The organism is Arthrobacter sp. D5-1 (assembly GCF_017357425.1).
Lineage (GTDB): Bacteria > Actinomycetota > Actinomycetes > Actinomycetales > Micrococcaceae > Arthrobacter.
This window is the reverse complement of record NZ_CP014571.1, coordinates 2,344,999-2,369,032: the sequence shown is the minus strand read 5'-3', so window position 1 is coordinate 2,369,032 and position 24,034 is coordinate 2,344,999. Positions and strand designations below refer to the sequence as shown.

22 protein-coding genes are annotated in these 24,034 nt (G+C 64.3%); 11 read left to right on the top strand and 11 right to left on the bottom strand.

What is annotated here, in order from left to right; translation table 11 throughout:
• The first annotated feature begins 42 nt into the window (after positions 1 to 42).
• Together AYX22_RS10750 and AYX22_RS10745 are read left to right on the top strand one after the other, a co-directional pair.
• A complete protein-coding gene (locus AYX22_RS10750; protein ID WP_207597404.1) occupies positions 43 to 1,281 on the top strand; it encodes an aminotransferase class V-fold PLP-dependent enzyme in 1,239 nt (412 codons plus the stop codon).
• 7 nt (positions 1,282 to 1,288) lie between these two features.
• Complete coding sequence (locus tag AYX22_RS10745; protein ID WP_207597403.1) at positions 1,289 to 2,170, top strand: PaaX family transcriptional regulator C-terminal domain-containing protein; 882 nt, start codon at positions 1,289 to 1,291, stop codon at positions 2,168 to 2,170.
• A 51-nt stretch (positions 2,171 to 2,221) separates the two neighbouring features.
• Here AYX22_RS10745 and AYX22_RS10740 read toward each other — a convergent pair whose 3' ends face one another.
• From AYX22_RS10740 to AYX22_RS10720, 5 genes are all read right to left on the bottom strand, one after another.
• Positions 2,222 to 2,518, bottom strand: a complete 297-nt coding sequence (locus AYX22_RS10740; RefSeq protein ID WP_207597402.1) for a Dabb family protein — start codon at positions 2,516 to 2,518, stop codon at positions 2,222 to 2,224.
• Positions 2,515 to 4,188 (bottom strand): FAD-dependent oxidoreductase, encoded by a 1,674-nt coding sequence (locus AYX22_RS10735; protein WP_207597401.1) that lies wholly within the window; start codon positions 4,186 to 4,188, stop codon positions 2,515 to 2,517. Before AYX22_RS10735 ends, AYX22_RS10740 begins: the two co-directional genes overlap by 4 nt.
• Positions 4,189 to 4,226: 38 nt before the next feature.
• On the bottom strand, positions 4,227 to 5,012 hold the full coding sequence (locus tag AYX22_RS10730) for an SDR family oxidoreductase (RefSeq protein WP_207597400.1): 786 nt from the start codon (positions 5,010 to 5,012) through the stop codon (positions 4,227 to 4,229).
• A gap of 177 nt (positions 5,013 to 5,189) precedes the next feature.
• The gene (locus tag AYX22_RS10725) at positions 5,190 to 5,984 is read right to left on the bottom strand and encodes an IclR family transcriptional regulator (protein WP_207597399.1); all 795 of its coding nucleotides are present in this window, start codon (positions 5,982 to 5,984) and stop codon (positions 5,190 to 5,192) included.
• 1 nt (position 5,985) lies between these two features.
• The gene (locus tag AYX22_RS10720; RefSeq protein ID WP_207597398.1) at positions 5,986 to 6,717 is read right to left on the bottom strand and encodes a GntR family transcriptional regulator; all 732 of its coding nucleotides are present in this window, start codon (positions 6,715 to 6,717) and stop codon (positions 5,986 to 5,988) included.
• A gap of 203 nt (positions 6,718 to 6,920) precedes the next feature.
• On the opposite strand from AYX22_RS10720, the gene AYX22_RS10715 reads away from it, so the two are divergent.
• The 5 genes from AYX22_RS10715 (at position 6,921) to AYX22_RS10695 (ending at position 11,506) form a co-directional block, all read left to right on the top strand.
• Complete coding sequence (locus AYX22_RS10715; protein WP_207597397.1) at positions 6,921 to 7,814, top strand: BadF/BadG/BcrA/BcrD ATPase family protein; 894 nt, start codon at positions 6,921 to 6,923, stop codon at positions 7,812 to 7,814.
• Positions 7,815 to 7,889: 75 nt separating this feature from the next.
• Positions 7,890 to 9,041, top strand: a complete 1,152-nt coding sequence (locus tag AYX22_RS10710) for a DUF2092 domain-containing protein (RefSeq protein WP_207597396.1) — start codon at positions 7,890 to 7,892, stop codon at positions 9,039 to 9,041.
• Positions 9,038 to 10,009: an ABC transporter ATP-binding protein gene (locus tag AYX22_RS10705; RefSeq protein WP_207597395.1), complete on the top strand. Its 972-nt coding sequence runs from the start codon at positions 9,038 to 9,040 to the stop codon at positions 10,007 to 10,009. The genes AYX22_RS10710 and AYX22_RS10705 overlap by 4 nt, the downstream gene beginning before the upstream one ends.
• On the top strand, positions 9,999 to 10,865 hold the full coding sequence (locus AYX22_RS10700; RefSeq protein WP_207597394.1) for an ABC transporter permease: 867 nt from the start codon (positions 9,999 to 10,001) through the stop codon (positions 10,863 to 10,865). The genes AYX22_RS10705 and AYX22_RS10700 overlap by 11 nt, the downstream gene beginning before the upstream one ends.
• A gap of 20 nt (positions 10,866 to 10,885) precedes the next feature.
• Entirely contained in the window at positions 10,886 to 11,506 is a 621-nt protein-coding gene (locus AYX22_RS10695; protein ID WP_207597393.1) for an L-threonylcarbamoyladenylate synthase, read from the top strand.
• 25 nt (positions 11,507 to 11,531) lie between these two features.
• Here AYX22_RS10695 and AYX22_RS10690 read toward each other — a convergent pair whose 3' ends face one another.
• Positions 11,532 to 12,389 carry a serine hydrolase domain-containing protein gene (locus tag AYX22_RS10690; protein ID WP_242703603.1) on the bottom strand — a complete coding sequence of 286 codons (858 nt, stop codon included), beginning with the start codon at positions 12,387 to 12,389 and terminating at the stop codon, positions 11,532 to 11,534.
• Between AYX22_RS10690 and AYX22_RS24065 the strand changes: the two genes are divergently transcribed.
• Positions 12,382 to 12,666, top strand: coding sequence for a hypothetical protein (locus AYX22_RS24065; protein WP_242703602.1), 285 nt, complete (start codon positions 12,382 to 12,384; stop codon positions 12,664 to 12,666). The genes AYX22_RS10690 and AYX22_RS24065 overlap by 8 nt on opposite strands.
• 30 nt (positions 12,667 to 12,696) lie before the next feature.
• Here the strand turns inward: AYX22_RS24065 and ligD are convergent, their stop codons facing one another.
• The gene (gene ligD, locus AYX22_RS10685; RefSeq protein ID WP_207597391.1) at positions 12,697 to 13,722 is read right to left on the bottom strand and encodes a non-homologous end-joining DNA ligase; all 1,026 of its coding nucleotides are present in this window, start codon (positions 13,720 to 13,722) and stop codon (positions 12,697 to 12,699) included.
• Positions 13,723 to 13,798: 76 nt separating this feature from the next.
• On the opposite strand from ligD, the gene AYX22_RS10680 reads away from it, so the two are divergent.
• Positions 13,799 to 14,464: an alpha/beta family hydrolase gene (locus AYX22_RS10680; protein ID WP_207597390.1), complete on the top strand. Its 666-nt coding sequence runs from the start codon at positions 13,799 to 13,801 to the stop codon at positions 14,462 to 14,464.
• Positions 14,465 to 14,480: 16 nt separating this feature from the next.
• Here AYX22_RS10680 and AYX22_RS10675 read toward each other — a convergent pair whose 3' ends face one another.
• The 3 genes from AYX22_RS10675 to AYX22_RS10665 form a co-directional block, all read right to left on the bottom strand.
• On the bottom strand, positions 14,481 to 16,586 hold the full coding sequence (locus AYX22_RS10675) for an elongation factor G-like protein EF-G2 (protein ID WP_207597389.1): 2,106 nt from the start codon (positions 16,584 to 16,586) through the stop codon (positions 14,481 to 14,483).
• A 159-nt stretch (positions 16,587 to 16,745) separates the two neighbouring features.
• Positions 16,746 to 17,480 (bottom strand): M50 family metallopeptidase, encoded by a 735-nt coding sequence (locus AYX22_RS10670; RefSeq protein WP_207597388.1) that lies wholly within the window; start codon positions 17,478 to 17,480, stop codon positions 16,746 to 16,748.
• 31 nt (positions 17,481 to 17,511) lie between these two features.
• Positions 17,512 to 18,129: a TetR/AcrR family transcriptional regulator C-terminal domain-containing protein gene (locus AYX22_RS10665; RefSeq protein WP_207597387.1), complete on the bottom strand. Its 618-nt coding sequence runs from the start codon at positions 18,127 to 18,129 to the stop codon at positions 17,512 to 17,514.
• Between the two features lie 160 nt (positions 18,130 to 18,289).
• Here AYX22_RS10665 and AYX22_RS10660 point away from each other — a divergent pair, with 160 nt between their 5' ends.
• Together AYX22_RS10660 and AYX22_RS10655 are read left to right on the top strand one after the other, a co-directional pair.
• Positions 18,290 to 19,747 carry an APC family permease gene (locus tag AYX22_RS10660; RefSeq protein WP_207597386.1) on the top strand — a complete coding sequence of 486 codons (1,458 nt, stop codon included), beginning with the start codon at positions 18,290 to 18,292 and terminating at the stop codon, positions 19,745 to 19,747.
• Positions 19,737 to 21,368, top strand: coding sequence for an amidohydrolase (locus AYX22_RS10655; RefSeq protein ID WP_207597385.1), 1,632 nt, complete (start codon positions 19,737 to 19,739; stop codon positions 21,366 to 21,368). Before AYX22_RS10660 ends, AYX22_RS10655 begins: the two co-directional genes overlap by 11 nt.
• Here the strand turns inward: AYX22_RS10655 and hrpB are convergent.
• A complete protein-coding gene (gene hrpB, locus AYX22_RS10650; RefSeq protein WP_207597384.1) occupies positions 21,365 to 24,013 on the bottom strand; it encodes an ATP-dependent helicase HrpB in 2,649 nt (882 codons plus the stop codon). The genes AYX22_RS10655 and hrpB overlap by 4 nt on opposite strands.
• Positions 24,014 to 24,034 lie beyond the last annotated feature (21 nt).

Sequence of the window (24,034 nt, the reverse complement as noted above, 5' to 3'; positions counted from 1 at the left end):
AAACATCCAGCATTGCCGCCCAACACTTCCGCAGGAGGAACCATGTCCACAGCACAGCAAACCCAACGGCCAACGTCGGCCGAACTGGATGCCGCTGATCCCCTCGCCGCCCAGCGCGAGGCCTTCTACGCGCCCGACGCCGCCCAACTCACCTCATATCTGGATGGCAACTCACTGGGCCGCCCGCTGAAGGTCACGGCAGGGAACCTCGATTCGTTTGTGCACGAGGCTTGGGGCAGCCGGCTGATCCGGGGTTGGGACGAGCAATGGATGGATGAGCCGACGGTCGTTGGCGACCGCATCGGCGAGGTGACCTTGGGCGCTGCCGCTGGGCAGACCACCGTGGGCGACTCCACCTCCGTGATGCTCTACAAGATGATCCGCGCGGCAGTGGATGCCCAGCCGGGGCGGGATGAGATCATCATTGACCGCGACAACTTCCCCACCGACCGGTTCATCATCGAGGGCATCGCCGCCGAGCGTGGGGCGACTATCAAATGGATCGCTGCGAACCCCGCCAGCGGTGTTCGCCCGGAGGACCTGGACGGACTGCTGGGCGAAAGGACCGCCGTAGTGGTCCTCAGCCATGTTGCGTACCGGTCAGGCTTCCTGGCCGACGCCGAGGGCATCACTGCCAAGGTTCATCAAGCAGGTGCCCTGATGCTCTGGGACCTTTGCCACTCCGTAGGTTCCGTGCCCATGGAGCTGGACAAGTGGGGCGTGGACATCGCAGTCGGCTGCACCTACAAGTACCTCAATGGTGGCCCCGGTTCGCCCGCCTTCGCCTACGTCAACGCTTCCCAGCAGGACCGTTTGCAGCAACCCATCTGGGGTTGGATGGGGGCCGACAACCCGTTTGGCATGACGGACGCCTACCGTCCCGCGCAAGGGATACGCAGGTTCATCACGGGAACACCTCCCGTGCTGGCCATGCAGCCCATGAAAGACATGCTGGAACTGATTGCCTCCGTAGGGATGGACGCGGTCCGGGAAAAGTCCATCAAGCTCACGGAGTACGCAATCGCACTCTCAGAGGAGCTCCTGGTGCCTCTCGGCGCGGAAATCGTGAGCCCCCGGAATGTGGCCGAGCGCGGCTCCCACATCACCGTGGACCACCCGTTGTTCGCAGATGTTACAGCGAGGCTTTGGGAAAAGGGTGTCATCCCCGATTTCCGTCCCCCGCACGGCCTGCGCATTGGCCTGTCCCCCTTGAGCACAAGCTTTGCCGAAGTTGAACTGGGAGTGGCAGCCATCCGCGACGCACTCTCCCAAGCGCAGTGAGCCGGAAATGAGTGCTGTCCTCGATGACATGGACTCCCGCCCAGGGAGTACAACGTCGTTGCTGCGTACCGTGATCGGCCTGTACCTGCGCGACGCCGGCGGATGGATGTCCGCCAAGGACATCGTGGCACTCATGGAGGCCCTGGGCACGACAGGAACAGTAACCCGGACCGCCTTGGGCCGGTTGCGTAAAAAGGATGTGGTGCTTCAGGAGACGCGCGCAGGGGTCCCCGGTTTCACGCTTACAGACGGGGCCGCCACCATGTTGGCGCGCGGAGACCGCCGGATCTACAACCCACGGAGCATGTCACTGGAGGATCCCTGGTGCCTGATCTCCTTCTCCATTCCTGAGACGGAACGCGAAAAGCGGCACCAGCTGCGGCGTCGGCTCCACTGGATCGGTTGCGGGACCGTGGCAGCGGGTTTGTGGATCTGTCCTGATTCGCTGCGAGGCGAAGTGGAGGAAATCCTGATGGACTTGTCGCTCCGGGACATGGCGACGATCTTCGTCACGGGAACACCCATGGTTGGCGGCAGCCTTCGCGACGCAGCCTCCAAGTGGTGGGACCTGGAAGCAGTGGCCGCGCTGCACAGGGACTTTATCCGTGAGCACGGTTCGGCCGGCGCGACCATTGATGGCGCTCCTGCGTCTCCCGTGCGGACGGTGGAGCCTTCTGCTGAAGCTTTTTCCACCTACGTGCAGTGCATCGACCGCTGGCGGATCATCCCGTATCTGGACCCCGGGCTGCCTCCTGCATTTCTGCCGGAGGACTGGCCCGGGGCCGAAGGTTCGGCACTGTTCAGCCGGACGGTTGCCGCTTATGCGGAGCCCAGTGCGGAGTTCGTTCGCCGGACCTTGAAGGAAACGGCAGGCGCTGCCATCGCCTGACTGGACTCCAGTGCTTTCACTGACGTGCTCAGCACTGCGCGACTGCACGGCTCAAGGCTGGAGCGCGAAATCCACGGCAATGATCTGCCCGCTGTTGGGATAGGAGTACTTCTTCAGCGGCTCGTGCAATGGGTGCGTGGTATAGACCTCGAGGTCCTCGACCGTACTGAAGTCAGCCACAATGGCGTAGTCGAAGGACCGATCCTGGTGGAGGACATCCGGCCCGTGCGTGAGCTCCAGCAGGCCGGGAATATTGCCCTTCATCCTGTCCAGGCCCTCCTGCCAGGCAGCCTTGTCCGCCTCGGGAAAGCCGGCCTTGAACTTGAAGAGCACCACGTGGCGAATCATGCTTCAACTCCTGCTGCTGCGCCCCTATATGCCGAGGGCGTGTACTCCGCCGGCTCGCCTGCAATGGTGCGTCCTGCCAGGTAGCCCATGGTCATGATGGGCCCCAGGGTGGCACCGGCCCCAGGGTAGCCCGCAGCGTAGGCGTTCTCCGTTGTGTTTCCGGCGGCGTACAGGCCGGGGATGGGCTCTCCGTCGACGTCCAGGACCCGCGCCAAGGCGTCCGTGGCAACACCTCCGTTGCTGCCGAAGGCGCCATTGACCACCTCCATCGCGTAGAACGGACCGGACTGCAGTGGACCGAGGGAAGGGTTGGGCCAAGGGCAGTCGTCGTCACCCCAGTACTTGTCGTAGGCGCTTTCGCCGCGGCCGAAATCCGGGTCTTCGCCTTTGACTGCATAGTGGTTGAAGCGTTCAACGGTGGCCGCGAGGTTATCGGCAGGGACACCGATCTTCGCGGCCAGTTCGGCCAACGTGGGGGCTTCCGTCAGGTAAGCCGGCGTCGGTTGGCCCGCCCGGTGGGCCAGGATACCGTAGCGCTCCAGGTAGCTGTGATCGAACACCACATGGGCAGGAGTGTTCAGGGTCTGGTTGTTGGGTGAATCCCACGATTGGAGGCACCGGGCGAGGTCGTTGTAGTTCTGGGATTCGTTGGCAAACCGCCGGCCATGACGGTTGACCATGAGCGATCCCGGTCCTTGCCGCTCAAAACGCAGAAGCGTACCAACCGGTTCACCGTCCCGGGTGTCTCCCGTGATGGACATGGGAGCCCACCAGGCTTCCCGGGTTCCCCGGGTGTGGGCCCCCACCCGCTGGGCCATCTTGAGCCCATCGCCGGTATTCGATGGCGGCGAGCACATGATGTACAGGCGTGAGGCCAGCAGCGAGTCAGCCAGCGCCCTGTCCCATTCGAAGCCGCCCGTGGCGAGGACCACGCCGTCGTTGGCATGGAAGGTTTCGCCTGACGTGAGCTGCACGCCCACTACCCTGCCGCCGTCGTTCAGCAGTCGATGCCCGCGGGCGCCAACCACCAGCGCAGCGTCATCCCGCACCAGGCTGGCCAGCAGCATGGAGACCAGAGCCTGGCCTTTGGCAACCAGCCCCTGCTCCTGCCGCTGCTTCAGTTGCGCCCACGGGAACTTGGTGAATGCGCCCCAGGTCTCGTACTCCTGCATGGTGAACGGGGCCCGGCCATCGGACCGGACATGGGCGGCGAGGCCGCCGAGCGCTTCACGAATGTTGAACAGCTCGGGTTCAACTGTCCTGCCGCCTTCCACGGAACCGGGCAGGTCCTGCCGATAGTCCGGGAAGTTGTCCAGGAAGATCAACCGGACTCCGCATTCGTCTTCAGTGAAGCGAAGCATCGTGTCGCCGTAGGTCAGGGCCGCTTCCAGAAGTTCTTCGCGGCTCCGTCCCCGGGCAACGGCGCGGACGTACCGGGCTGCCGCTTCCTTGGAGTCGCTCAGCCCGGCTTCGCGGGCATGATGGTTGTCAGCAACCCACAGCATGCCTCCCGAGACGGCGGTTGTTCCACCCAGCAAGTGGGTCTTTTCAAGCACGACGACGGACTTGCCGGCACGCGCGGCCGTGGCGGCTGCAGTTAAAGCGCCGGCACCGGAGCCGACGACGACGACGTCGTAGGCAGTGGAGGGTGTGCCGTTCAGGTATTTCATGGTGGTACCTCTCAAGGGGCGTGATGGATTGGGGGCTGTCAGACGGCCGTGTAGCCGCCGTCGATGACCAACTCGGAGCCGGTGGTGAAACGGGACTCATCGGAGGCCAGATAGAGCACTCCGTAGGCGATCTCGTCCGGTTCACCTTGGCGCGGGAGCGGGTTTCCGCCCACCAGTTGCTGGTAGTAGGCCTCTGCTCCGATGTCCGACTGTTCTGCAGAGTGCCTGCTCATCCGCGTGTTCATGGATCCGGGATGGATGGAGTTCACCCTGACTCCGTAGGTGCCATAGGCCGCTGCGTCTGACTTGCTCAAGAGTCGGACGGCTCCTTTGGTGGCGTGGTATAGGGGAACGTTGCGCCCGCCGGTTAGTCCGTGGATGGAGGAAAAGTTGATGATGCTGCCGGACTGCTTGGCGATCATGGCCGGGACAACGTGTTTGGTCAGGAGCCACACGCCTTTGACATTGACGTCGAAGACGAGGTTGAACTGGTCCACGCTGGCAGTGTGGCTGGCACCTGCCGGGCCGATGATTCCTGCCGCGTTGACCAGGATGTCCGGTGCGCCGAGCTCAGCGGTCAGTTGCTGCACGGCCTGCGCGACACTGGCTTCATTGGTGACATCGACGTCGTATTCAGTGATCCCCGGGTGCCTTGCTGTGGTGGATGTTCCCGCCCGGTCCAGGCTGGCAACACTTGCTCCGTGCTGGGCGAGCAGACGGGCTGTGGCACCGCCAAGGTCTCCCCTGCCTCCCGTCACCACGGCGACCTTGCCGGCCACCCTCCTGCTGACGGACTCCTGCCCAGCCTGCTTTGCTGTTTCCATGACCAACTCCTCCTGCCGCGGCGCTGCGGCTGCTGAAACCCAGGTACAACGCAGGGCAGCACGGAACAGAGCCCCAGGGGCCCTGATGAGGTGGAGATTTGGGCGGTGATGCCCTGCTTGGTTTTACTCTGCCAGCGCGGTTGTGAGTGTAACCACAGGGTTACCGATGAACGGGAATCAGATACTTCCGTTGCTTTGCCGGACAGCGCCCTTGAGCTCGCCCCGCCAGCCGAGCGCCCGTGAAATGCCGCGCGCAGCAGTCATCAGGACCGGAACCCGGGCCGCGACGTTTTCTTCATTTCTGGGGACCACGACGCTCAGGGCGGCGACCACCGTATTCGCACGGCCAAAGACAGGGACTGCGATTCCGCTGGATTCCGGCACGATGATTCCGGGCATGGAAGTAAACCCCTGTTGCCGGATGTTGGCCAGGTGACGTCGCAGGTCAGTGGGCTGGGTCAGGGTTGCATCGGTAAACTTCTCCAGCGTGCGGGCCAGGAACAGGTCCTGGTAAGCAGGGGGCGAATAGGCCAGCAGCACCAGCCCTGACGAGGTTCCATGAACCGGAAGGCGGCCGGCAACTTTGGTGATGTCCACCAGGGAATCCCTGGAGCCGATCCGTTCGATGTACAGGACTTCGTCCGAATCCAGGATTCCCAAAGTAGTGGAGTGCTGGACCACTGACTGCACATCCTCCATGAACGGCAGGGCCGCTTCGCGGAGGCCCACCATGCGTGAGCTCCTGGACACCAACTCCCACAGCCGGGTGCCGATCCGCACCTCCCCGTTGGCTCCGCGCTCGAGCAAACCTTCATTCAAGAGTTCGTCCACCAGACGGTAGGTGGTTGTTACCGGAAGCCCGGAGCGCCTGGCCAGGGTGGCGACGCTCATGGTGAGGTGGGCGTCGTCGAACGCTCCCACCAGCCGGACCAGACGCCGGATGATTGACTCTCCAGAGGACGAGTTGGCCACCTCAGCCTCCCGACTTCACGCGGGATACGAACCGGAACCTGTCGCCGCGAAACGCACTGCGGGTCCATTCCAGCGGGGCGCCGTTGGCGTCACGGGCCAGCCGGTGGACCACCAACAATGGCGCACCCATCTCGATCCCCAGCAGCCTGACATCCTCCGGCCCAGCCAGGGCCGTCTCCACAGTGTCCTCAACGTCGGCGACGCGGAGGCCGTAGACATCGGCCAGTACTGCGTACAGCGAACCGGCTTTGGCCAGATTGGACTTGAAGCGCGGCAGCCTGCCGGGAAGCCAGGCGACCTCGTGCGCCAGAGGCTCCCCTTCAATCAACCGGATGCGCTCGAGCCGGGTCACAGGTTCGCCCTGCGCAAGTCCCAACTGGTCTGCGACGCCGGCATCGGAGCCGACCACATCCAGGGCCAGCAGCCGGGAATCCGGCCGCAGCCCCTGGTTGCGGGCGTCATCGGAGAAGGACGTCAGTTGCCTGACATGCGTCACCTTGGGTGGGGCCACAAAGGTTCCATGCCCCTGGATGCGTCCCAGTTTTCCTTCGGCCACCAGCTCGCTGATTGCCTGCCTGACAGTAGTACGGGACGTGGCGTACCTCCCGGCCAGTGCACGTTCGGTGGGGATCAGCGTTCCTGGCTGGAGGCCCGCGATGAGCCCCAGAACCTCAGTCTTGAGGAAGTAGTACTTCGGCGTTGCCGGCGCGACGTCTGTGGGCATATTGGACATCCTACTTGTAGACAACGGAATTGGTCTATGCCAATGTGAACTGGGCTCATGAGGACCACGCTGACCTGACAAAGCCAGGAAACGAAGGGACATCAGTTGGAGGATATAAAGAAGTTCCGTGAAAACGGCGGGAAGAGGTCCGGGGCCAGCTCCAATACCACCGTCGCCCCGTTGACCGGGGCAGATGAAACGGCGGCCCGGCGATGACGCCGGCGGTTCTCGGCCTGCACATCGGCGGCTCCAAGACGCATGCCGTTCGCTGGGACGGAACCCACGCGGAGGGAGGGGGCGTCGAAATCACCGAAGCGAGCGCCAATCTTTCCTCAGTGGGCCACCAAGGAGCCGACGCAGTTCTGCGAAGGATTGCCGCGAGTGTGGGCAGCGGAATCGAAGCCGTATGTGCCGGCGCGGCCGGCGCCGACACCCCAGCCAGCCGGGCTGTGCTGTCCGCGCTCCTGACCGAGCACTTTCCGGGCGCCCGCGTTGAGGTGGTCCATGACACGCGCATCGTCCTCGCCGCAGCAGGCCTGGATGCCGGAGTTGTGCTGGTTGCCGGCACCGGTTCGGTAGCCTGGGGCCGGAACGCAGACGGGGCGGAGGCCCGCAGCGGTGGCTATGGCTACTTGCTTGGCGACGAGGGCGGTGGCTACTCCGTGGTGCGGGACGCCGTGCGTGAAGCCCTCCGGGAATATTATGCAGGCCTGGAACCCGGGACGCTGGTCCGCTCGCTGATGGCCGCAACGGCCAATGTGGACGCCTTGCAGCTCATGGATGCCTTCTACGCCAAGCCGGAGCCGGATCACTGGGCGACTCTCGCCCCGCTGGTCCTGGAACTCGCCGCCGAAGGCGACTCGGCAGCCATGCGGATTCAGGCTGAGGCCGCCCATCATTTGGCAAGTTTGGCCAGGCAGGTACTGGGAGAGCTCGGCCTCGAGCTGCCACTGGTCATGGCCGGCAGCTTACTGGTGAACCACAGCCAGCTCGCTGGCTCGGTTGCCCGGAAGGTCTCCTTGGAAGATCCGTCATCGATCCGGATCCTCTCCCAAGCCCCGGTCCACGGGGCGGTGGAACTGGCACGCCAACTCATAAGGGACTGATGCCCGGACAGGTGATCCGCGCAGGTAACCGGAGTAGTCTGGGTTCATGCCTTTCACGATCGGTGGTTGGTAACAATGGCGCGGTACAAGCAGCGGTGGCTGCCTGTCGGCGTGATCGCCCTTGTTGTAGCGATGGCTGCCATGTTCGCCTCGGTGCAAGCGGGTGCCACCGTTTCCCTCCCGGCCAAGACCGCTGACGAAATCCTCGCGATGATTGCCCGCACAGAGGTCCGGGCGTTGTCCGGCACCGTAGAACAAACTGCTGCTTTGGGATTGCCGGAAATCCCCGTTGCGGGCCCGGGCATTGCCCCCGGGGCTGCCTCGGCGATGGAGTTGTTGACCGGCTCCCACACAGCAAGGGTTTACCTCGACGGTCCGTCCAAGGCCCGGTTGCAGATCATGGACCGCATGGCGGAGCGTGACGTGGTGATCAACGGGCGGGACGCCTGGTTCTACAACTCGGCCGACAACAGCGCCACGCGGTTAATTGCGCCGCAGCCATCTCCAGCCGAGGTCCCGTCCTTCGCGGGCCCCAGGCCGTCGCTTCCGCCCACCTCCACACCGGAACGGCCTTCACCGGACATGTCCTCACGGGATTTGCCGACGCCCGAGGCAATGGCCAGCCGTTTCCTGGCGGCAATCGACGACACCACCGAGGTGTCCGTTGGCGACTCCTCCTCGGTTGCCGGCCGAAGTGCGTACCGGATCAGCCTGCATCCCCGCAACACTGCGACCTTGGTTGACTCGGTGGCGATCGATGTTGATGCTGACACCGGCCTGCCCCTGGGTGTCGAAGTGCGGGCCAAGGGCCAGACCGACCCCGCGTATTCACTGGGCTTCACTGAGTTGAACCTGTCCACTCCGGATTCTGCGTTGTTCGAGTTCACCCCGCCACCGGGCGCCACCGTGACGGAGAAGACACTCCCTGCTAAGCCGGTACCCACCATGGCCGCTCCCGGCACACCCACACCGGAGGTCGCGCCTGAGGCTAACCGCCCACGCCCCACCGTCACTGGTGAGGGTTGGGAGTCGGTTGTAGTTTTGCCGGCAGGCTCTGCCCCGGCCGGGCTGACGTCCAACCCCCAGCTGTCCCAGGCACTGCAACCTGTCGCCGGTGGCCGTGCGTTAACGACGTCGCTGGTCAGTGTCTTGATTCTCGACGACGGCCGCGTTTACGCGGGCATGGTGCCACTGGAGCGGCTCCAGTCAGCCGCTGCCGCCCAGTGAGCGGATCCTTACCCTCCGACTTCGCCATAGAAACGCGTGGCCTGGTCAAACTCTTCGGTCACCGACCCGCCGTTGATGGAATAGACCTCGCGGTCCCCCGGGGTTCTGTCTTCGGCTTCCTTGGGCCCAACGGTTCAGGCAAAACCACCACCATCCGGGTGCTGCTGGGCTTGGCATCGGCAAGCAGTGGGGACATCCGGGTGCTCGGCCAAGAGATGCCCCAGTCGCTGGCGTCCGTCCTGCCGGACGTCGGGGCCTTGGTGGAGGGGCCGGGCTTCTATCCGTTTCTCTCCGGTACGGGCAACCTGATGCGCCTGGACACCGCCGACCGCCATGCTGCCTCGTCCACCAGGCGGCAACGTGTCCACGACGCTTTGGAGCGGGTGGGGCTTGGCCACGCCGCAGGAAAGAAGGTCCGGGCATATTCGCTGGGTATGAAACAGCGCCTTGGCCTGGCCAACGCCATGCTGAGGCCACGAAAACTGCTGGTCCTCGACGAACCAACCAATGGACTGGATCCGCAGGGCACGCGTGAGGTGCGTGGCCTGGTTCGGGCCCTGGCCGCAGGCGGGACCACCGTGTTCGTTTCCAGCCACTTGCTGGCTGAGGTGGAACAGATGTGCACCCACGTGGCCGTGATGAGTGCCGGCCGTCTGGTTGCTCAAGGTCCTCTGGAAGAGCTGCGTTCCGCCGGCCAGGCCCACGTTGTGGTCCACACCCCCGACGTCGAACGTGCCGCCGGCGTCCTGGCTCGCCTGGGACTGGTTCCCGGCCAGGCTCCTGGTACCGGCAGCCCCTGGGGAACCACAGCGTTGTTGGGCACTGGGCTCAATGGACTGGAACCCGAAACGATCGTGACCGCACTGGTTGCCGAGGGTGTCCGGGTCCGCGGTTTCGCCGTGGAAAACGCGAGCCTCGAAGATCGCTTTGTGTCACTGACCGGAGAGGGGTTCGACGTTGTCGGCTGAACCTGCGGCGCCCGCTACCTCGGCCGCCGGCCGGCCCGGAGCCGGATGGGCACTGCTGGGTTCTGAGCTGTCCGTGCTGTTCCGCCGGCTCCGCACGTGGGCCATGCTGATCGCCTTGGCTGCAGTTCCCGTGCTGATTGCCGTGGCGGTGAAGTTGTCGTCCCGGCCCACGACGCCCGGTCGGGGACCGCTTTTCCTGGACCGCATCACCCAGAACGGACTCTTCGTGGCTGTGACTGCGTTAGTGGTGTGCGTTCCACTGTTCCTGCCACTGACCGTTGGCGTGGTGGCCGGAGACACCATTGCAGGAGAAGCCAACACTGGAACTCTGCGGTACCTTCTACTGGCTCCCGCAGGACGGATCCGGCTGTTGTTGGTGAAGTATGCCGGGGCCGTTGCCTTCTGTTTCGCCGCAACGGCGACTGTCGCGGCCTCCGGCGCCCTGGCCGGCGTCGTACTTTTTCCCGTGGGGCCTGTGACCCTGCTGTCCGGCGACACCATCAGCGTCGGCGAGTCGGCCATGAGATCGCTGTTGATCGCTGCCTACATCACTGTGTCGCTGCTGGGATTGTCGGCGATCGGCCTGCTCATTTCGACGTTCACGGACGTACCGGTGGGGGCTATGGCGGCCACGATCGTCCTGTCGGTGGTCTCGCAAGTTCTGGACAACCTCCCCCAACTTGAATGGCTGCACCCTTGGCTCTTCAGCCATCATTGGCTGGGTTTCGCGGATCTTCTGCGGCAGCCCATCTCCTGGACATCGTTCGGCGACAACGCGCTTCTCCAGGCCGGGTACATAGCAGTGTGCGGCGCGCTGGCCTACGCCAAATTCTCAAACAAGGACGTCTTGTCTTAGCTTTGTCGTAGGCTCTTCCCATGGCCAGATTCTTTGACGTGCACCCGGAAGATCCACAACCACGCGCCATCGGCCAAGTGGTGAGCATGCTCCAAGGCGGCGGCTTGATCGCCTACCCCACCGACTCCTGCTACGCGCTGGGGGCCCAGATCGGCAACAGGGAAGCGCTGGACCGGATCAGGACCATCCGGCAGTTGGACGACAAACACCACTTCACCCTGGTGTGCAAGGACTTTGCCCAGATGGGCCAGTTCGTGATGCTGGACAACGACATCTTCAGGAGCATCAAGGCCGTCACTCCCGGCAGCTACACCTTCATCCTCCCGGCCACGCGTGAAGTCCCCAAGCGGCTGCTCCACCCCAAGAAGAAGACCGTGGGGGTGCGCATTCCCGATCATAGGGTAGTCCAGGCGCTGTTGGCCGAACTCGGCGAGCCTTTGCTGTCCAGCACCCTGCTGCTGCCGGATGAAGAAGAACCCTTGACCCAGGGATGGGAAATCAAGGAGCTCCTGGACAACCAGGTGGATGGCGTCATCGACGCCGGCGATACTGGCTCAGAGCCCACTACCGTGATCGACTTCTCCAGCGGAGTGGCCGAGGTTGTGCGTCGCGGAATGGGCGATACTTCGCGCTTCGAATAGCCGCGCGGATGCCTGGAAGGCACGTTCAGCGGAACTGGAAACGGCAGCCTGAGTTCAAGGCCACTTGCGCAACACCCGTCATCTCCAGGGAAAGTGCGGACGGTTGCGTCATAAGGGGCTCCGGAGGATAGGCCACAAAAATGGCCAACTGTCGGTTGCCGTCGGCACTGCTGAGGGCAACGCTTCCGTAGCCTGGAACATCTCCGGCATGGCCGTAGTAGGAGCCGTTCGTACAGCGGTCGTCCCAATGGTCCAGGCCAAGGCCGTACTCGGCGAACACTGTGCCCTTCATGGCGATGAGGCTTGCCGGCGCCAACAACCGCCCCCTGAGCAAGGCGTCCTGGAAGGCGCTGATGTCCCCGATGCTGGACACCAGGCCACCTGGTGCAACCCCTGGTGGCGCTGAGGGAAACGTCACGTCCACGGTTTCCCCGCCCTCCTGGATGTAACCGTGGACAAGGTCATCCGGCACGGTGGAGCCCGGAGCCAACAGCTGGGTGGCCCCGAGGTCCAGGGGCGTCAGGATGTCGGCCCGCAGGACGGCCTCCAACGGGGAACCACGGAGTTGCTCCACCACCCGTCCCAGCAAGGCATCGGCCTGGGCCGGCGATACGTCCGGGAGAGCTGCGGTGCTTCCCAGGAGTTGGCGAATGGTGAGGGGGCTACCCGCAGCAACGGAACCCGGCAGGTACGTGGTGACGGCGTCGTCCAGCGTCAGCAGTCCCTCATCGGCGAGCTTGAAGATGGACACTGCCAGCATGGTCCGGAGTTGCCCGCCCACAGGGAAACTGTCGCTGGGCTGCACAGCAGTGCGCGCTTCCCGGCTCCTTACTCCCGCTGCGCTGGTCCACTCCTGCCGGCCAACTTTTGCCTTGATGAGCACCGCTGAGGCTCCTTCCTCCAGTTTCTCCCGGGAGAAGAGCTCCAAGGTGGCCCGGAGCTCCTGGAAGGCCGGCGAAACTAAGGTGGTCTCCGTGGGCAGCGCGCTTGGTGTTGGGGTGACCGCCGGCACCAAAGGTGGGGCCGTCGTCGTTGGTGCCACCGTTGCCGTCACCGAAGGCAGTGCCGGCGTAGTGGCCTGCGTCGGCAGGGGGTCCGGCGTGCCGGTGCACCCACAAAGAAGCAACCCGCACGCAAGTGCGAGGCTCGTTACCCCCTGAGCTGGGCGTCGCGGCAAGCAGACTCCAGGTTTACTCCTCGGGCTTGCGGGCCCGGCTGGGTTGCACGCGCATGGGTTCACCCGGCATCTTGGGGAATTCAGGCGGGAAGGGCATCTCGCCCTGGCCGTTCTTGACGTCCCGCTCCCACCATTCGAGCAGCACATCGATATCGCCGGGGTGATCGTGCATGGATGCCCACGGGTCGCCTGTCTTCGCCAGACGGTCCGGGACTGTGGTGATGGTGTACTTCGCGGGATCCGAGCTTTCCAGCTCATCCCACGTCAGCGGGCAGGACACCTGTGCCGTGGGTACGGCGCGGGGGCTGTAAGCCCCGGCGATGGTTCGGTCCCGGTTTGCCTGGTTGAAGTCCACGAAGATCCTGGTCCCGCGTTCCTCCTTCCACCAGGCTGTAGTGACTTTGTCCGGCTGCCGTCGCTCCAACTCGCGTCCTGCGGCAATCACAGCATGGCGTACGTCGAGGAACTCATGCTTGGGGTGGATGGGCGCGTAGACATGGAGTCCCCTGTTGCCCGATGTCTTGATGAACGCCGTCAACCCGGCTTCCTCCAGCACTGACCGGAGCTCCTGCGCAGCGGGGATGGCGTCGTCGAAATCGGTGCCCGGTTGGGGATCGAGGTCGATCCTCAGTTGATCGGGGTTATCGGGATCGCCGGCACGCGAGGCCCATGGGTGAAACACCACGGTGTTCATCTGTGCTGCCCACACAGCAGCCGCAGGCTCGTCGATGACCAGCTGCGGATGGGACCGGGCACTGGGATAGGTCACCGGGACGGAACGGACGTACTCCGGCGCGCCCTTGGGCGGATTTTTCGAGAAGAACATCTCGCCCTCAATATTGCCTGAATAGCGTTGAAGGCTGACGGGCCGGCCTCCGTTGGCGGCCACAAACGCGTCTCCGACGTCGATGAGATAGTTGGCGAGGTCCAGTTTTGTCAGTCCCGCCTCGGGCCACATCACCCGGCTTGGACTGGAAATGCGGACCTCCCGGGGGCCGTCGGGACCGGGAACAGTGACAGTGGTTGCTTCGCTCGCCATGGGCACAAGCTACCCCGTAAAGGGCTTGCGCGTCAGCACCCACGGCGTTTTCGGTGCTATGGGCAATGATGGTTACATGCCCAACACTGAAACACCTGTCACCGTCACGGTTGGTGAATCCAACATTTCCGCCCTCCATATCAGGCCGGAGAGCCCGTTTGCCACGTTGGTGGTGGCGCACGGCGCCGGAGCTGGAATGGAACATCCGTTCCTGCAGGGTTTCGCCGAGGCGATGGCGGGCGAAGGAGTGGCTACCTTCCGCTTCAATTTTCCCTATCGCGAGGCAGGCCGGCGATTCCCCGACCGCCCTCCCCTGGCCATCGCCACGTGGCGCGCCGTCATGGACAAGGCCGCTGAATTAAGCGATGGTGAGCCCCTCTGGGCGGCGGGCAAGTCCTTCGGCGGTCGGATGGCGTCCATGGCAGTGGCCGACGGCATGCCTGCCAGCGGATTGGTGTACCTCGGCTACCCCCTGCATGCGCCCGGCAAGCCGGAGAAACTGCGCGACGAACACCTCTACGGAGTTACGACGCCCATGCTCTTCCTCCAAGGCACGCGGGATACGTTCGCAACACCGGAACTGTTGGAGGCCGTGGTGGGCAAGATAGGCCCGACAGCGACGCTCCAGTGGAGCGAAGGCGGTGACCATTCGTTCGCGGTCAAGGGTGTCAAACGCGGGGCGGCCGAGACCGGGGCGTCGCTGGCGCCCGTGGTGGCTGCGTTCCTGCGGGCCAACTCCTAAGCCTGTCCCCTGGGCACTACTTTGGCAGGGGCTCGTGGCGGAGGTAGGACCGGCGGAAACGACCGGTTCCGGCGGTGAGGGCACGCAGTTCAATGGCGTAGCGCACAAGTTCCTGGTCCGGCACTTCGGCAGTGATGTCCGTTCCCTCGGCGTCGGTCGCGGTAGTGCCGGTAACCCGGCCGCGCCGGCCCGAAAGATCACTCATCACGGCACCTACGTACTCGTCAGGGACACTGATAACCACCGATGAGACAGGTTCCAACAACTGGATTTTGGTGGCTGCCGCAGCTTCACGAAGGGCCAGCGCCCCGGCTGCCTGAAAGGCCGCATCCGATGAGTCCACGCTATGGGTTTTTCCGCCCACCAACGTCACTTTGATGTCCACCACCGGGAATCCTGCGGATACGCCCTTGAGCATTTGGGAACGGACGCCCTTTTCCACGCTGGTAACGAACGTTGCAGGGATCGCCCCGCCCACGATCCTGTCAGTGAAGGCGAAACCTTCACCTCTGGCGAGGGGCTCTACCTCGATGTCACAGATGGCAAACTGCCCATGGCCCCCGGATTGCTTGACGTGCCGTCCGTGTCCCACAGCTTTGCCGGCGAAAGTCTCCCTGAGCGGAGTAATAACGTCCACGGTCTGCAGTTTGACGCCCTGGCCGCGCAACCTGTCCAGGACTACCTCGGCGTGGGCTTCTCCCATGCACCAGAGGATGAGCTGGTGGGTGTCCTGGTTGCGTTCCAATCGAAGCGTCGGGTCTGCGGCCGCGACCTTCCCGATGCTTTTTGCCAGCGCGTCTTCATCACTCCGTGAAGCACCTTCGATGGCGATGGGCATCAGTGGCTCGGGCATGTTCCACGTTTCGATCAGCAGCGGCGCTTCCCTGTCGGACACGGTATCGCCGGTCTCGGCGCTGGCGAGCTTGCTGATGGCGCAAATGTCCCCGGCAATACACTGTGGAACGGCCTTCAAGCTGGAGCCCACCGGCGAATAAAGGTGGGTGACGCGTTCATCGGCGTCGTGGTCCTCATGGCCCCTGTCCGCCAGTCCCCTGCCGCCCACATGGATGGCGGAATCCTCCCGCAACGTCCCGGAAAAGACACGGACCAGGCACACGCGGCCAAGGAATGGATCCACGGTGGTCCGCACCACTTCTGCGGCCAGACGCCCCGCAGGATCACATTCCAACGGTTTCATGGGCGAACCGTCCAGTTTCATCACCGCGGGGGTGATGCGTTCCACTGGCGATGGCAAGGCATCGGTCAACAAGGCCATGAGCTCGGGAAGGCCCACCCCGGTTTCCGCCGACGTCGGAATGACCGGAAAGAAGCTCCCCCTGGCCACAGCGGTTTCCAGGTCCTTGATGAGGTCTGCCAGTGGTAATTCCTCGCCACCGAGGTACCGGTCCATGAGCGTTTCGTCTTCGCTCTCGGCAATGATCCCTTCGATCAAGTTGCCCCGCGCCTCCTCACCATCCGGCATCGATGACGGATCCCCATCAGCCGGCCCATTGAGGATGCTGACCAGGCCGGTATTGCCCACCGCCGGAACGTACAAGGGGAGCACCGACTCACCAAAAGCTTCCTGGCACCGCACGACGGCGGCACTGAAGTCGCCGCGCGGATGGTCCAGTTTGCTGAGCACCACCGCCCGGGGCATGCGGACTTTCTCGCACTCGCCCCACAGCGCAATGGTGGCAGCGTCGATACCGTCGGCAGACGAGACAACAAAAAGGGCCGCGTCGGCGGCCCTTAGACCAGCGCGCAATTCGCCGGTGAAGTCGGTGTAGCCCGGGGTGTCGATCAGGTTGACCTTGATATCACCCACCAGAATTGGCGCGACAGACATGGTCACCGAGCGTTGCTGATGGACTGCGGAAGGATCGGAATCGCTGACAGTGGTGCCTTCGCTGATGGATCCCATCCTGGTGATGGCTCCGGTGGCAGCGAGCAGCGCTTCCACCAGCATCGACTTGCCGGCTCCAGAATGCCCCACGAGTGCAACATTCCGGATTCGGGAGGGGTCCCTTGGTGCCAAGGCCGGGCCGTTGTCACTCCGTCGGGCTTCAGTCATGCCGGGCCCGGCTCCCCTTGGCGTTTCGCGCGTGCCCTTCGCGGACATGGGCACCTCCTGGTGTTGGATCCCGGCACGGAGTCCGAACACATCCTGTTCGAACGTTAAACAGGATTGGACACCCTGAGGTGACCACAGGGCAAGGGCTGGCAGCCAGCAAAACCGGCCAACCGCCGTCGGGTCCTTGGTGGCGGTAAGAACTACGAACTACAGGGCGAGCATCCCCCACAGCAACCAGGCAGATGCTGCTGCGCATCCGAGGATCACCACAGTAAACCCCGTCAACCACACGAAGGCCGGCAGGCCTGTGGTGCGGCCCAGGATGAAGGCGTCGGAGGCCCCAATCCGGTCCCGGCGGCTGGTGTGCACACTGGCCAGTTTGAAGAGGTCGCGGACACCGCCCACTGACAGGGCGACGCCAAGGGCAAGGACCACATAGTTCATTGTTGCCGGGGCAGCGAACAGGATCAGCAGCTGGGCTACCGCAGCGCTCACGACGGCCACGAGAATCCCGGTGAGGTTCCGAAGGAAAATGAGCGACACCAGCAGGATCAAGGCCCCGACGGACATCGCCGCGCCGGAACGGCCTGCCGCAAACGCGGCGATCAGCCCGAGGCCAACCACTGCTGGTGCGGGGTATCCCCAAAACCCGGACCAGGCCGCACCAAAAGCACTCCGGCCACTGCTGACAAGGCGTCCCGAATGGTCGAGCCCGATACGGAGCCCGTGCACAAAACGTCCTGTCATCAGTGCCGCATAGGCGTGGCCGAGCTCGTGGACGAACGTGACGTACAGGCCGAACCAGCGCCAGGTCACACGCGGAATGCTGAGGACAACGGCACACGCAAGGATGCCCAGCAAGGCCGGTAGTGGCACCGCAGTGGTGTGCGTTTCGGTGAAACCGCGGACCACCGCGTCCCACCACGTTTGAAAGAGGGTCATTGCGCCTTCCGGATGCCCTCCACCGACGGCCTCACAGCCGTGTCGACTGAAGGCGGGAATGCAGCCCGGCGATGAGGATCTCAAGGCCAAAGTCGAAAGCTGCCTCGCCACGCTCCACAGCAGGTCCAGCCTGTGCCAGGGCATTGGTCAGGGCCGGGTACCCGTGCGCAGGTGGAGCCCAGACGACGTCCGGCGCTGCCAGGTCCAAGGCGAAACCCAGGGCGAAGCTGTCAATGGTGGAAATCGCTGACATCACGTCCCGGCCCCGGAACCCGGCGGCTCCAAGGGCAACCGCAAGGTTCTCGTAGAGGGCCATCACTTTATCGTCTTGAACTGTTTGGAGCACCAGCAGCGGTGCGAGTTTCGGATGACGGGCGAAGGCATCGCGATAACTCCGGACAATGGCGCGAAGGGACGCCTCCCAGTCCTGCTCGTCCTCCAGGACATAAGGACTCTCACCGATGATCCTGCCACGCATCAGCTCAAGGATTTCCTCCCGTCCGCTCACATGGTTGTAGATGGAGGACTGGCTGACGCCGATCCGCTTGGCCAGTTTGGGCAGGCTGAAGTCCCCGGCTTCGTCCACCAACTCCAGGGCTGCGGTGACGAGGGCATCGATGGATATCAGTGGGACCAGCGGGCGTGCCATACGGGTGTCTCCATTCAAGGTTGTTGTTACGACTCTAGCCAGAACTTTGCACCGAGGTATTGTGCTCTGGATCACCAGGCCCTACGCTAAACGAAAGCCTTTCGCTTAATGACTTTCACTCCTTGAACATTCCTTCCCCCCAATACCCCTGAGGATCCCCATGTCTGACCTCGAAACCCGACCTCCAGCAGCAAATGCCGGAAATGGGCTCAAACGGAATGCCATCGGCACCGGCGGCATCGCCTTCCTGGTGATCTCCGCAGCAGCCCCCCTGACAGTGATGGCCGGCGTAGCCCCTGTGGCTATCGGCATCGGGGGCATTGGCGCCCCCATGGGATACGTCATTGCCGGGGCAGTCCTGCTGGTTTTCGCCATTTCCTTCATGGCCATGACCAAACACGTCAAAGCTGCCGGCGGTTTCTATACGTACATCAGCCTTGCCATGGGCAGGACAGTCGGGCTGGCCGCGGCCATCCTGGCGATTGTGTCCTACAACTGCCTGCAGATCGGCGTCTACGGTTTGTTCGCCGTCCAAACCCAGGCCATGCTCCGCTCGCTCGTTGGCCTGGACGTGCCATGGCCCGTTGTGGCGTTGGTTGCCATCGCTGCCGTCTGGCTACTTGGATTCCGCGGCATTGACGTCGGCGCCAAGGTCCTCGGAGTCCTGCTCATCGCCGAAACCGCCATCCTGGGGATCATGGGCGCAGCGATCCTTGCCCGCGGCGGAGCTGCCGGCATCAGTTTCGCCTCCTTCTCCCCCGAGCACGCTTTCACGCCGGGTGTCCTGGCGATTCTGGCTATTTGCTTCGCGGCATTCATGGGCTTCGAATCCACCGTGCTGTATAGGCGCGAGGCCCGCAACCCGGACAAGTCCGTCCCGCGTGCAACGTACATCGCCGTTGGATTCATGTCCGTGTTTTATGCCTTCATTGTCTGGACAGTCATTCAGGCCTTCGGCGACGGGAACGTGGTCACCGCAGCCGGTGAACTGGCCGACGGAATGTTCTTCGCCACCATCAACCAGTACGTGGGGCCGTGGGCCGAGGTGGTGATGTACGTCCTGATCGTGACCAGCGTCTATGCATCACAACTGGCTTTCCACAACGCCATCAACCGCTACGTCTACATGCTCGCTGAAGACGGTGTGCTCCCGGCGTTCCTGGGCAGGACCCACCCCAGGTACAAGTCCCCGCACCGTGCCGGCCAGATCCAGACCATCCTGGCCGCCGTCGTCATCATCATTTGTGCGATCGCCGGCGCCGACCCATACAAGCAGCTCCTGATCTGGGTGAACACTCCGGGGATCGTCGGAATCGTTGCCTTGCAGGGCCTGGTGTCCGTGGCCGCCTTCATCTATCTGCGCCGCCATCCGGCGGCCGTGACCAACCGTTTCCTCATTCCAGTGAGCGTGGCCTCGGCCATCCTGTTGTTCGGGGTGGTGGCGTTGATCGCCATCAACATCGAACTCCTCACGTTTGCCGATCCCCTCACCAACACCGCGCTCCTCCTGGTCGCACCAGTTGTTTTCCTGGCAGGCCTGCTGATTGCACGACGCCTGCGCACCACCCGCCCTGACGTCTTTGCCCGGATTGGAAGCTTCGAAAAACATGACTCCTGACCTCATCGTCCTTGCCGACACCATCCACACCATGGACGGCCACCGCGGCGATTTCCGCCAGGCCGTAGCCGTGCGCGACGGAGTGATTACCGCCATCGGAAGCCGGGTTGAAGCACAGGACTGGGCGCACGCGGGCACCCGCGTGGTTGACCTTGGGAACGCGACGCTGACTCCGGGCCTGGTGGACTGCCACATCCATCCGGTGTTCGGGCTGGACCTGACCATCGGTGTTGACCTGTCCAGTGCTGCCACTATGGAGGAAGTCCGCGCCCTGCTCCAGTCGGAATCAGCGAACGACGGCGGCTGGTTGCGTGGCTGGGGACTGAACCCCAACGCCTTTGGCACAGTTCCGTTGCACCGGAGCGTTCTGGATGCTGTCGGCGGTGACAAGCCCGCGCTGATCCGGTTGTTCGACGGTCATTCAGCCCTCGCCAACAGCCGGGCGCTGGACCTGGCAGGCATCCGAGGCAGGCATGAATTCGAGCAGGCTTCCGAGGTGGTGTGCGATGCCGACGGTGTTCCGACCGGCCTCCTCCTTGAAGCAGCCGCCATGGAACTTGTCCAACGGCACATCCCCCAGGAAACGTTCGACGAACGGAAAGCCAGGCTCGCTGCCTTGCTGGAGGACTTTGCCCGAGCAGGATTGACCGGCGGTCACATCATGGACCACAGCGACGAATCCGCCCGCCTTTTCCGGGCTTTGGAGATTGACGGCGGGCTGCCGCTGCGCCTGCGGAGCGCCCCGTGGTGCATGCCCGGCACCGATGAATCCGATTGGAAGGAACTGGCCCGCACCGTGGGGACCGGTGGGCGACGGTGGTCTGTTGAGGCCATCAAACTGTTCGTCGACGGAACCGTGGACAACGGAACCGCCTGGCTTTACGAACCCGACGCTTACGGCCAATCCACTGCGCCGTTCTGGCCACGGCCGGAGGAATACTCGGCCGCGGTCCGATACTTCGCCTCCCGGGGCATCCCGACGGCGACGCATGCGATCGGTGATGCGGGCGTGGAACACGTGTTGAATGCGCTGGAGTCATTGCCCGGCGCGGTGCCGGCTGATGTCCTGCGCCGGACCGTCCACCGCATTGAACACATCGAGACAGTTCCGGACGGGCTCGTGGAGCGCTTCAGGAGTGCGGGTGTAGTGGCCAGTATGCAACCAACGCACTGCACCCATTATTCAGCGGCGGACCACAGCGACAACTGGTCCACCCGGTTGGGCGCCGAGAGAGCGGACCGGGCCTGGCGCTGCAGGGACCTCCGCGAGGCGGGAGTGACACTGGGCATCGGCTCGGACTGGCCGATCGCACCGTTTGAGCCCCTTCCCATCATCGCTGATGCGCAACTGCGCCGGCGATCCGGACATCCCGAGCAAGAGCCCATCGCGCCGGCGCAAGGTCTCACCGCATACCAGGCACTGGAGGGCTACACCTCGCATGCTGCCAAAGCGGCAGGCCTCTGGGATGCCTCCGGTTCCATCTCGGTGGGCAAACGGGCAGACTTCACGGCTTTCGAACTCGACCCCCTGACCACCGACCCCGACGAGTTGGCTGCCAGTGCGGTCCTGGGAACATTCGTCGACGGCGAGATCCAGTTCATGCTGGAGCGCCTCACCTAGCTGGAGTGGCCGGACTGCATCCTGTTCTTGGTCCTGGCGGTGGCCGGCGCAGTCCACGGGTCTTCGGGCCAGGGATGCTTGGGGTAGCGCCCACGCATCTCGGCCCGGACCTGGGAATAGGGACCGGACCAGAAGGAAGCGAGATCGTCAGTGACGGCCAATGGCCTGCCTGCCGGAGACAGCAAGTGGAACAGCACAGGGACCCTGCCGTCGACGAGCAGTGGCGTGCGGTCCCAGCCGAAGCATTCCTGGAGTTTGACCGCCACCACCGGCCTGGCGCCGTCGTGCTCTTCCGGGCCTTTCTCCGACACCTCCGGATAATCGATCCTGACCCGCGAACCGCTGGGAACCTGCAGACGCTCGGGAGCAAGGCTGTCCAGGCGGGATGCTTCCGGCCACGGCAGCAGCCGACGCAAGGGCTCCGCAAGGTTGATCGACTTAACAGGCGTCCCGGTAGCCATCTGTTCCAGCTCCGGGGTCAACCAGTCCTCGAGTCGGGCCAGCAGTCTGGCTTCACGGACGTCGGGCCATGGCGCACCGAGCTCGTGGTGCAGCAACGCGAGCCGCCTCCGCAGGGTGTCGGCTGCTGTTGACCACCCGATCATGGACAACCCGGTTTTTGCCAAGGCCTCACCCACCGCATGGCGTCCGGCTTCTGCGCTGGGGCGCACAGGCGTGGAGGACAAGACGATCGCTCCCAACCGACGTTCCAGGCGGGCGGTCACCTTCCCGTGGTCAAACTTCGCCTGCACGTTGGTGACCATGAGATCGGGGGCAGCAGCGTGGGCAAGTTCCGCGGACAACGGCGCCGCTGAGCGGATCAGCGCGCCCGTTCCCGCAGCGTCGCGGCCCTGTGCCCGCGACACTTCGGACACTGCCAGCCACTCATGCCCGGACAACGGACTTCCGGCAGGAAGCCCGGCCCGTGTCCCGGAGGACAACAGGTATGTGGATCCATCTCCGGGAACGCGACGCCCCACACGGTCCGGGAAAGCCAACGCCACCACGAAGCCGGGCGCTTCCCTGGCGGGAACGTCCGCTGGGAGTCGTGAAGGCACGACGCCGGACGCCTCCTGCAAGGCCATCGACTCCATCCGCTTGGCCTCCTCCGCGAAACGTCGCGCGGCGGGATCGGAACCGGACCTCAGCGACGTCAGCAAGGCGGTGAGGTCCGCACCGGGTGCGCGCTGGTCACCAGCCACGAGTGCTACGGTCTCCGCCGCTGCCCGCGTGCCGACCACTGCAGCTCCATCCAGCAAGGCCCGGGCCAGGCGAGGATCGGCCGGAATGCGTGCCAGTGACTTGCCCAGCGCGGTGACGGATCCGTCCCCGGCCACTGCACCCAGTTCCCGGAGGACTTCCACAGCCTCGTCCATGGCTCCTGAAGGTGGAGCGTCAGGCAGCTGCAAGCCCATGCCTCCCGGAGCGCCCCAGCAGGCGAGGACCAGCGCGGCTCCCGTGAGGTCGGCTACCGAAATCTCGGGTGTTTGGTGGGCCGGGGCCGCTGCGAAAGACTGGTGGTCGTAACAGCGGACCACCGCGCCTGGCCCTTGCCGTGCCGCGCGTCCGGCACGCTGGTCGGCCGAAGCCCGTGAGCAGGAGACGGTCACCAAGCCCGACATCCCACGCCCCGAGTCCCTCCGCGGTTCCCTGGCCAAACCCGAATCAATAACGAGCCGCACGCCGGGAACGGTGAGGGATGACTCAGCCAGCGAGGTCGACACAATGATCCGCGGCGGGCCGCCGGGCTCACGCCCGGACACAGCCCGATCCTGGGCGTCGGGACCGATCTGGCCGTGCAACTCAAGTACCTCCACGTTCCGGGGAACCTGGGCGCGAAGGCGATGTGCGACGTCGGACACTTCACGGGCGCCCGGCAGGAAGACCAGAGCATCAGCTTCAGGGTTGGCGGCCAAAGCCAGTCCGTGGGCGGTCGCGGCGGTACGGGCCACGTGATCCAGGAACGTGCGGGCCACTCCCCGTTCGTTGAGGCGGTGCTCACCGGAGGGGGCCCACTGAACCTCCAGCGGGTACAGCGCAGAAGGGCAGTCAACCACGGGAGCCGGGCCGCCGTCGTCGTGAGCTGTCCCGCTTTGCTTCAGGAGGGCTGCGAAACGCGGGGCGTCGAGGGTTGCTGACATTGCAATCAACGTCAGGTCGCCACGGAGCTCACGGACCTCGGCAAGCATGCCAATCAACAGATCGGTATCAAGCGCGCGTTCGTGCACCTCATCCAGGACCACGGCGTGAACGTCCTCCAGTCCGGGATCGCTGAGGAGGCGGCGGAGGAGAATGCCGGGCGTGACGAATTCCACCACCGTATCCTTGCCGGCCCTGCTCTCCCCGCGCACGGTGTAACCCACTCTGCCGCCCAAGCGGCTGCCGTCCAATGCCGCCAGCCGGCGTGCAGCCGAACGCGCAGCAACACGCCGTGGTTGGGTGACGACGATACGTGGCTGGCCGGATTGCCGTTCGGCCAGCAGGTTGGCCAGCAGCGGAGGCACGAGCGTGGTCTTGCCCGTGCCGGGCGGCGCCTGTACGACTGCCACGCCGCCATCGCCCTGGCGTTCCAGCGCCGCGGTCAGGTCCGCGAGGGATTGAGCAAAGACCAGCCCCCTACCGATGGTGTCCAGTCTGAAAGTCACCAGACCATTGTCCCTGTTCGG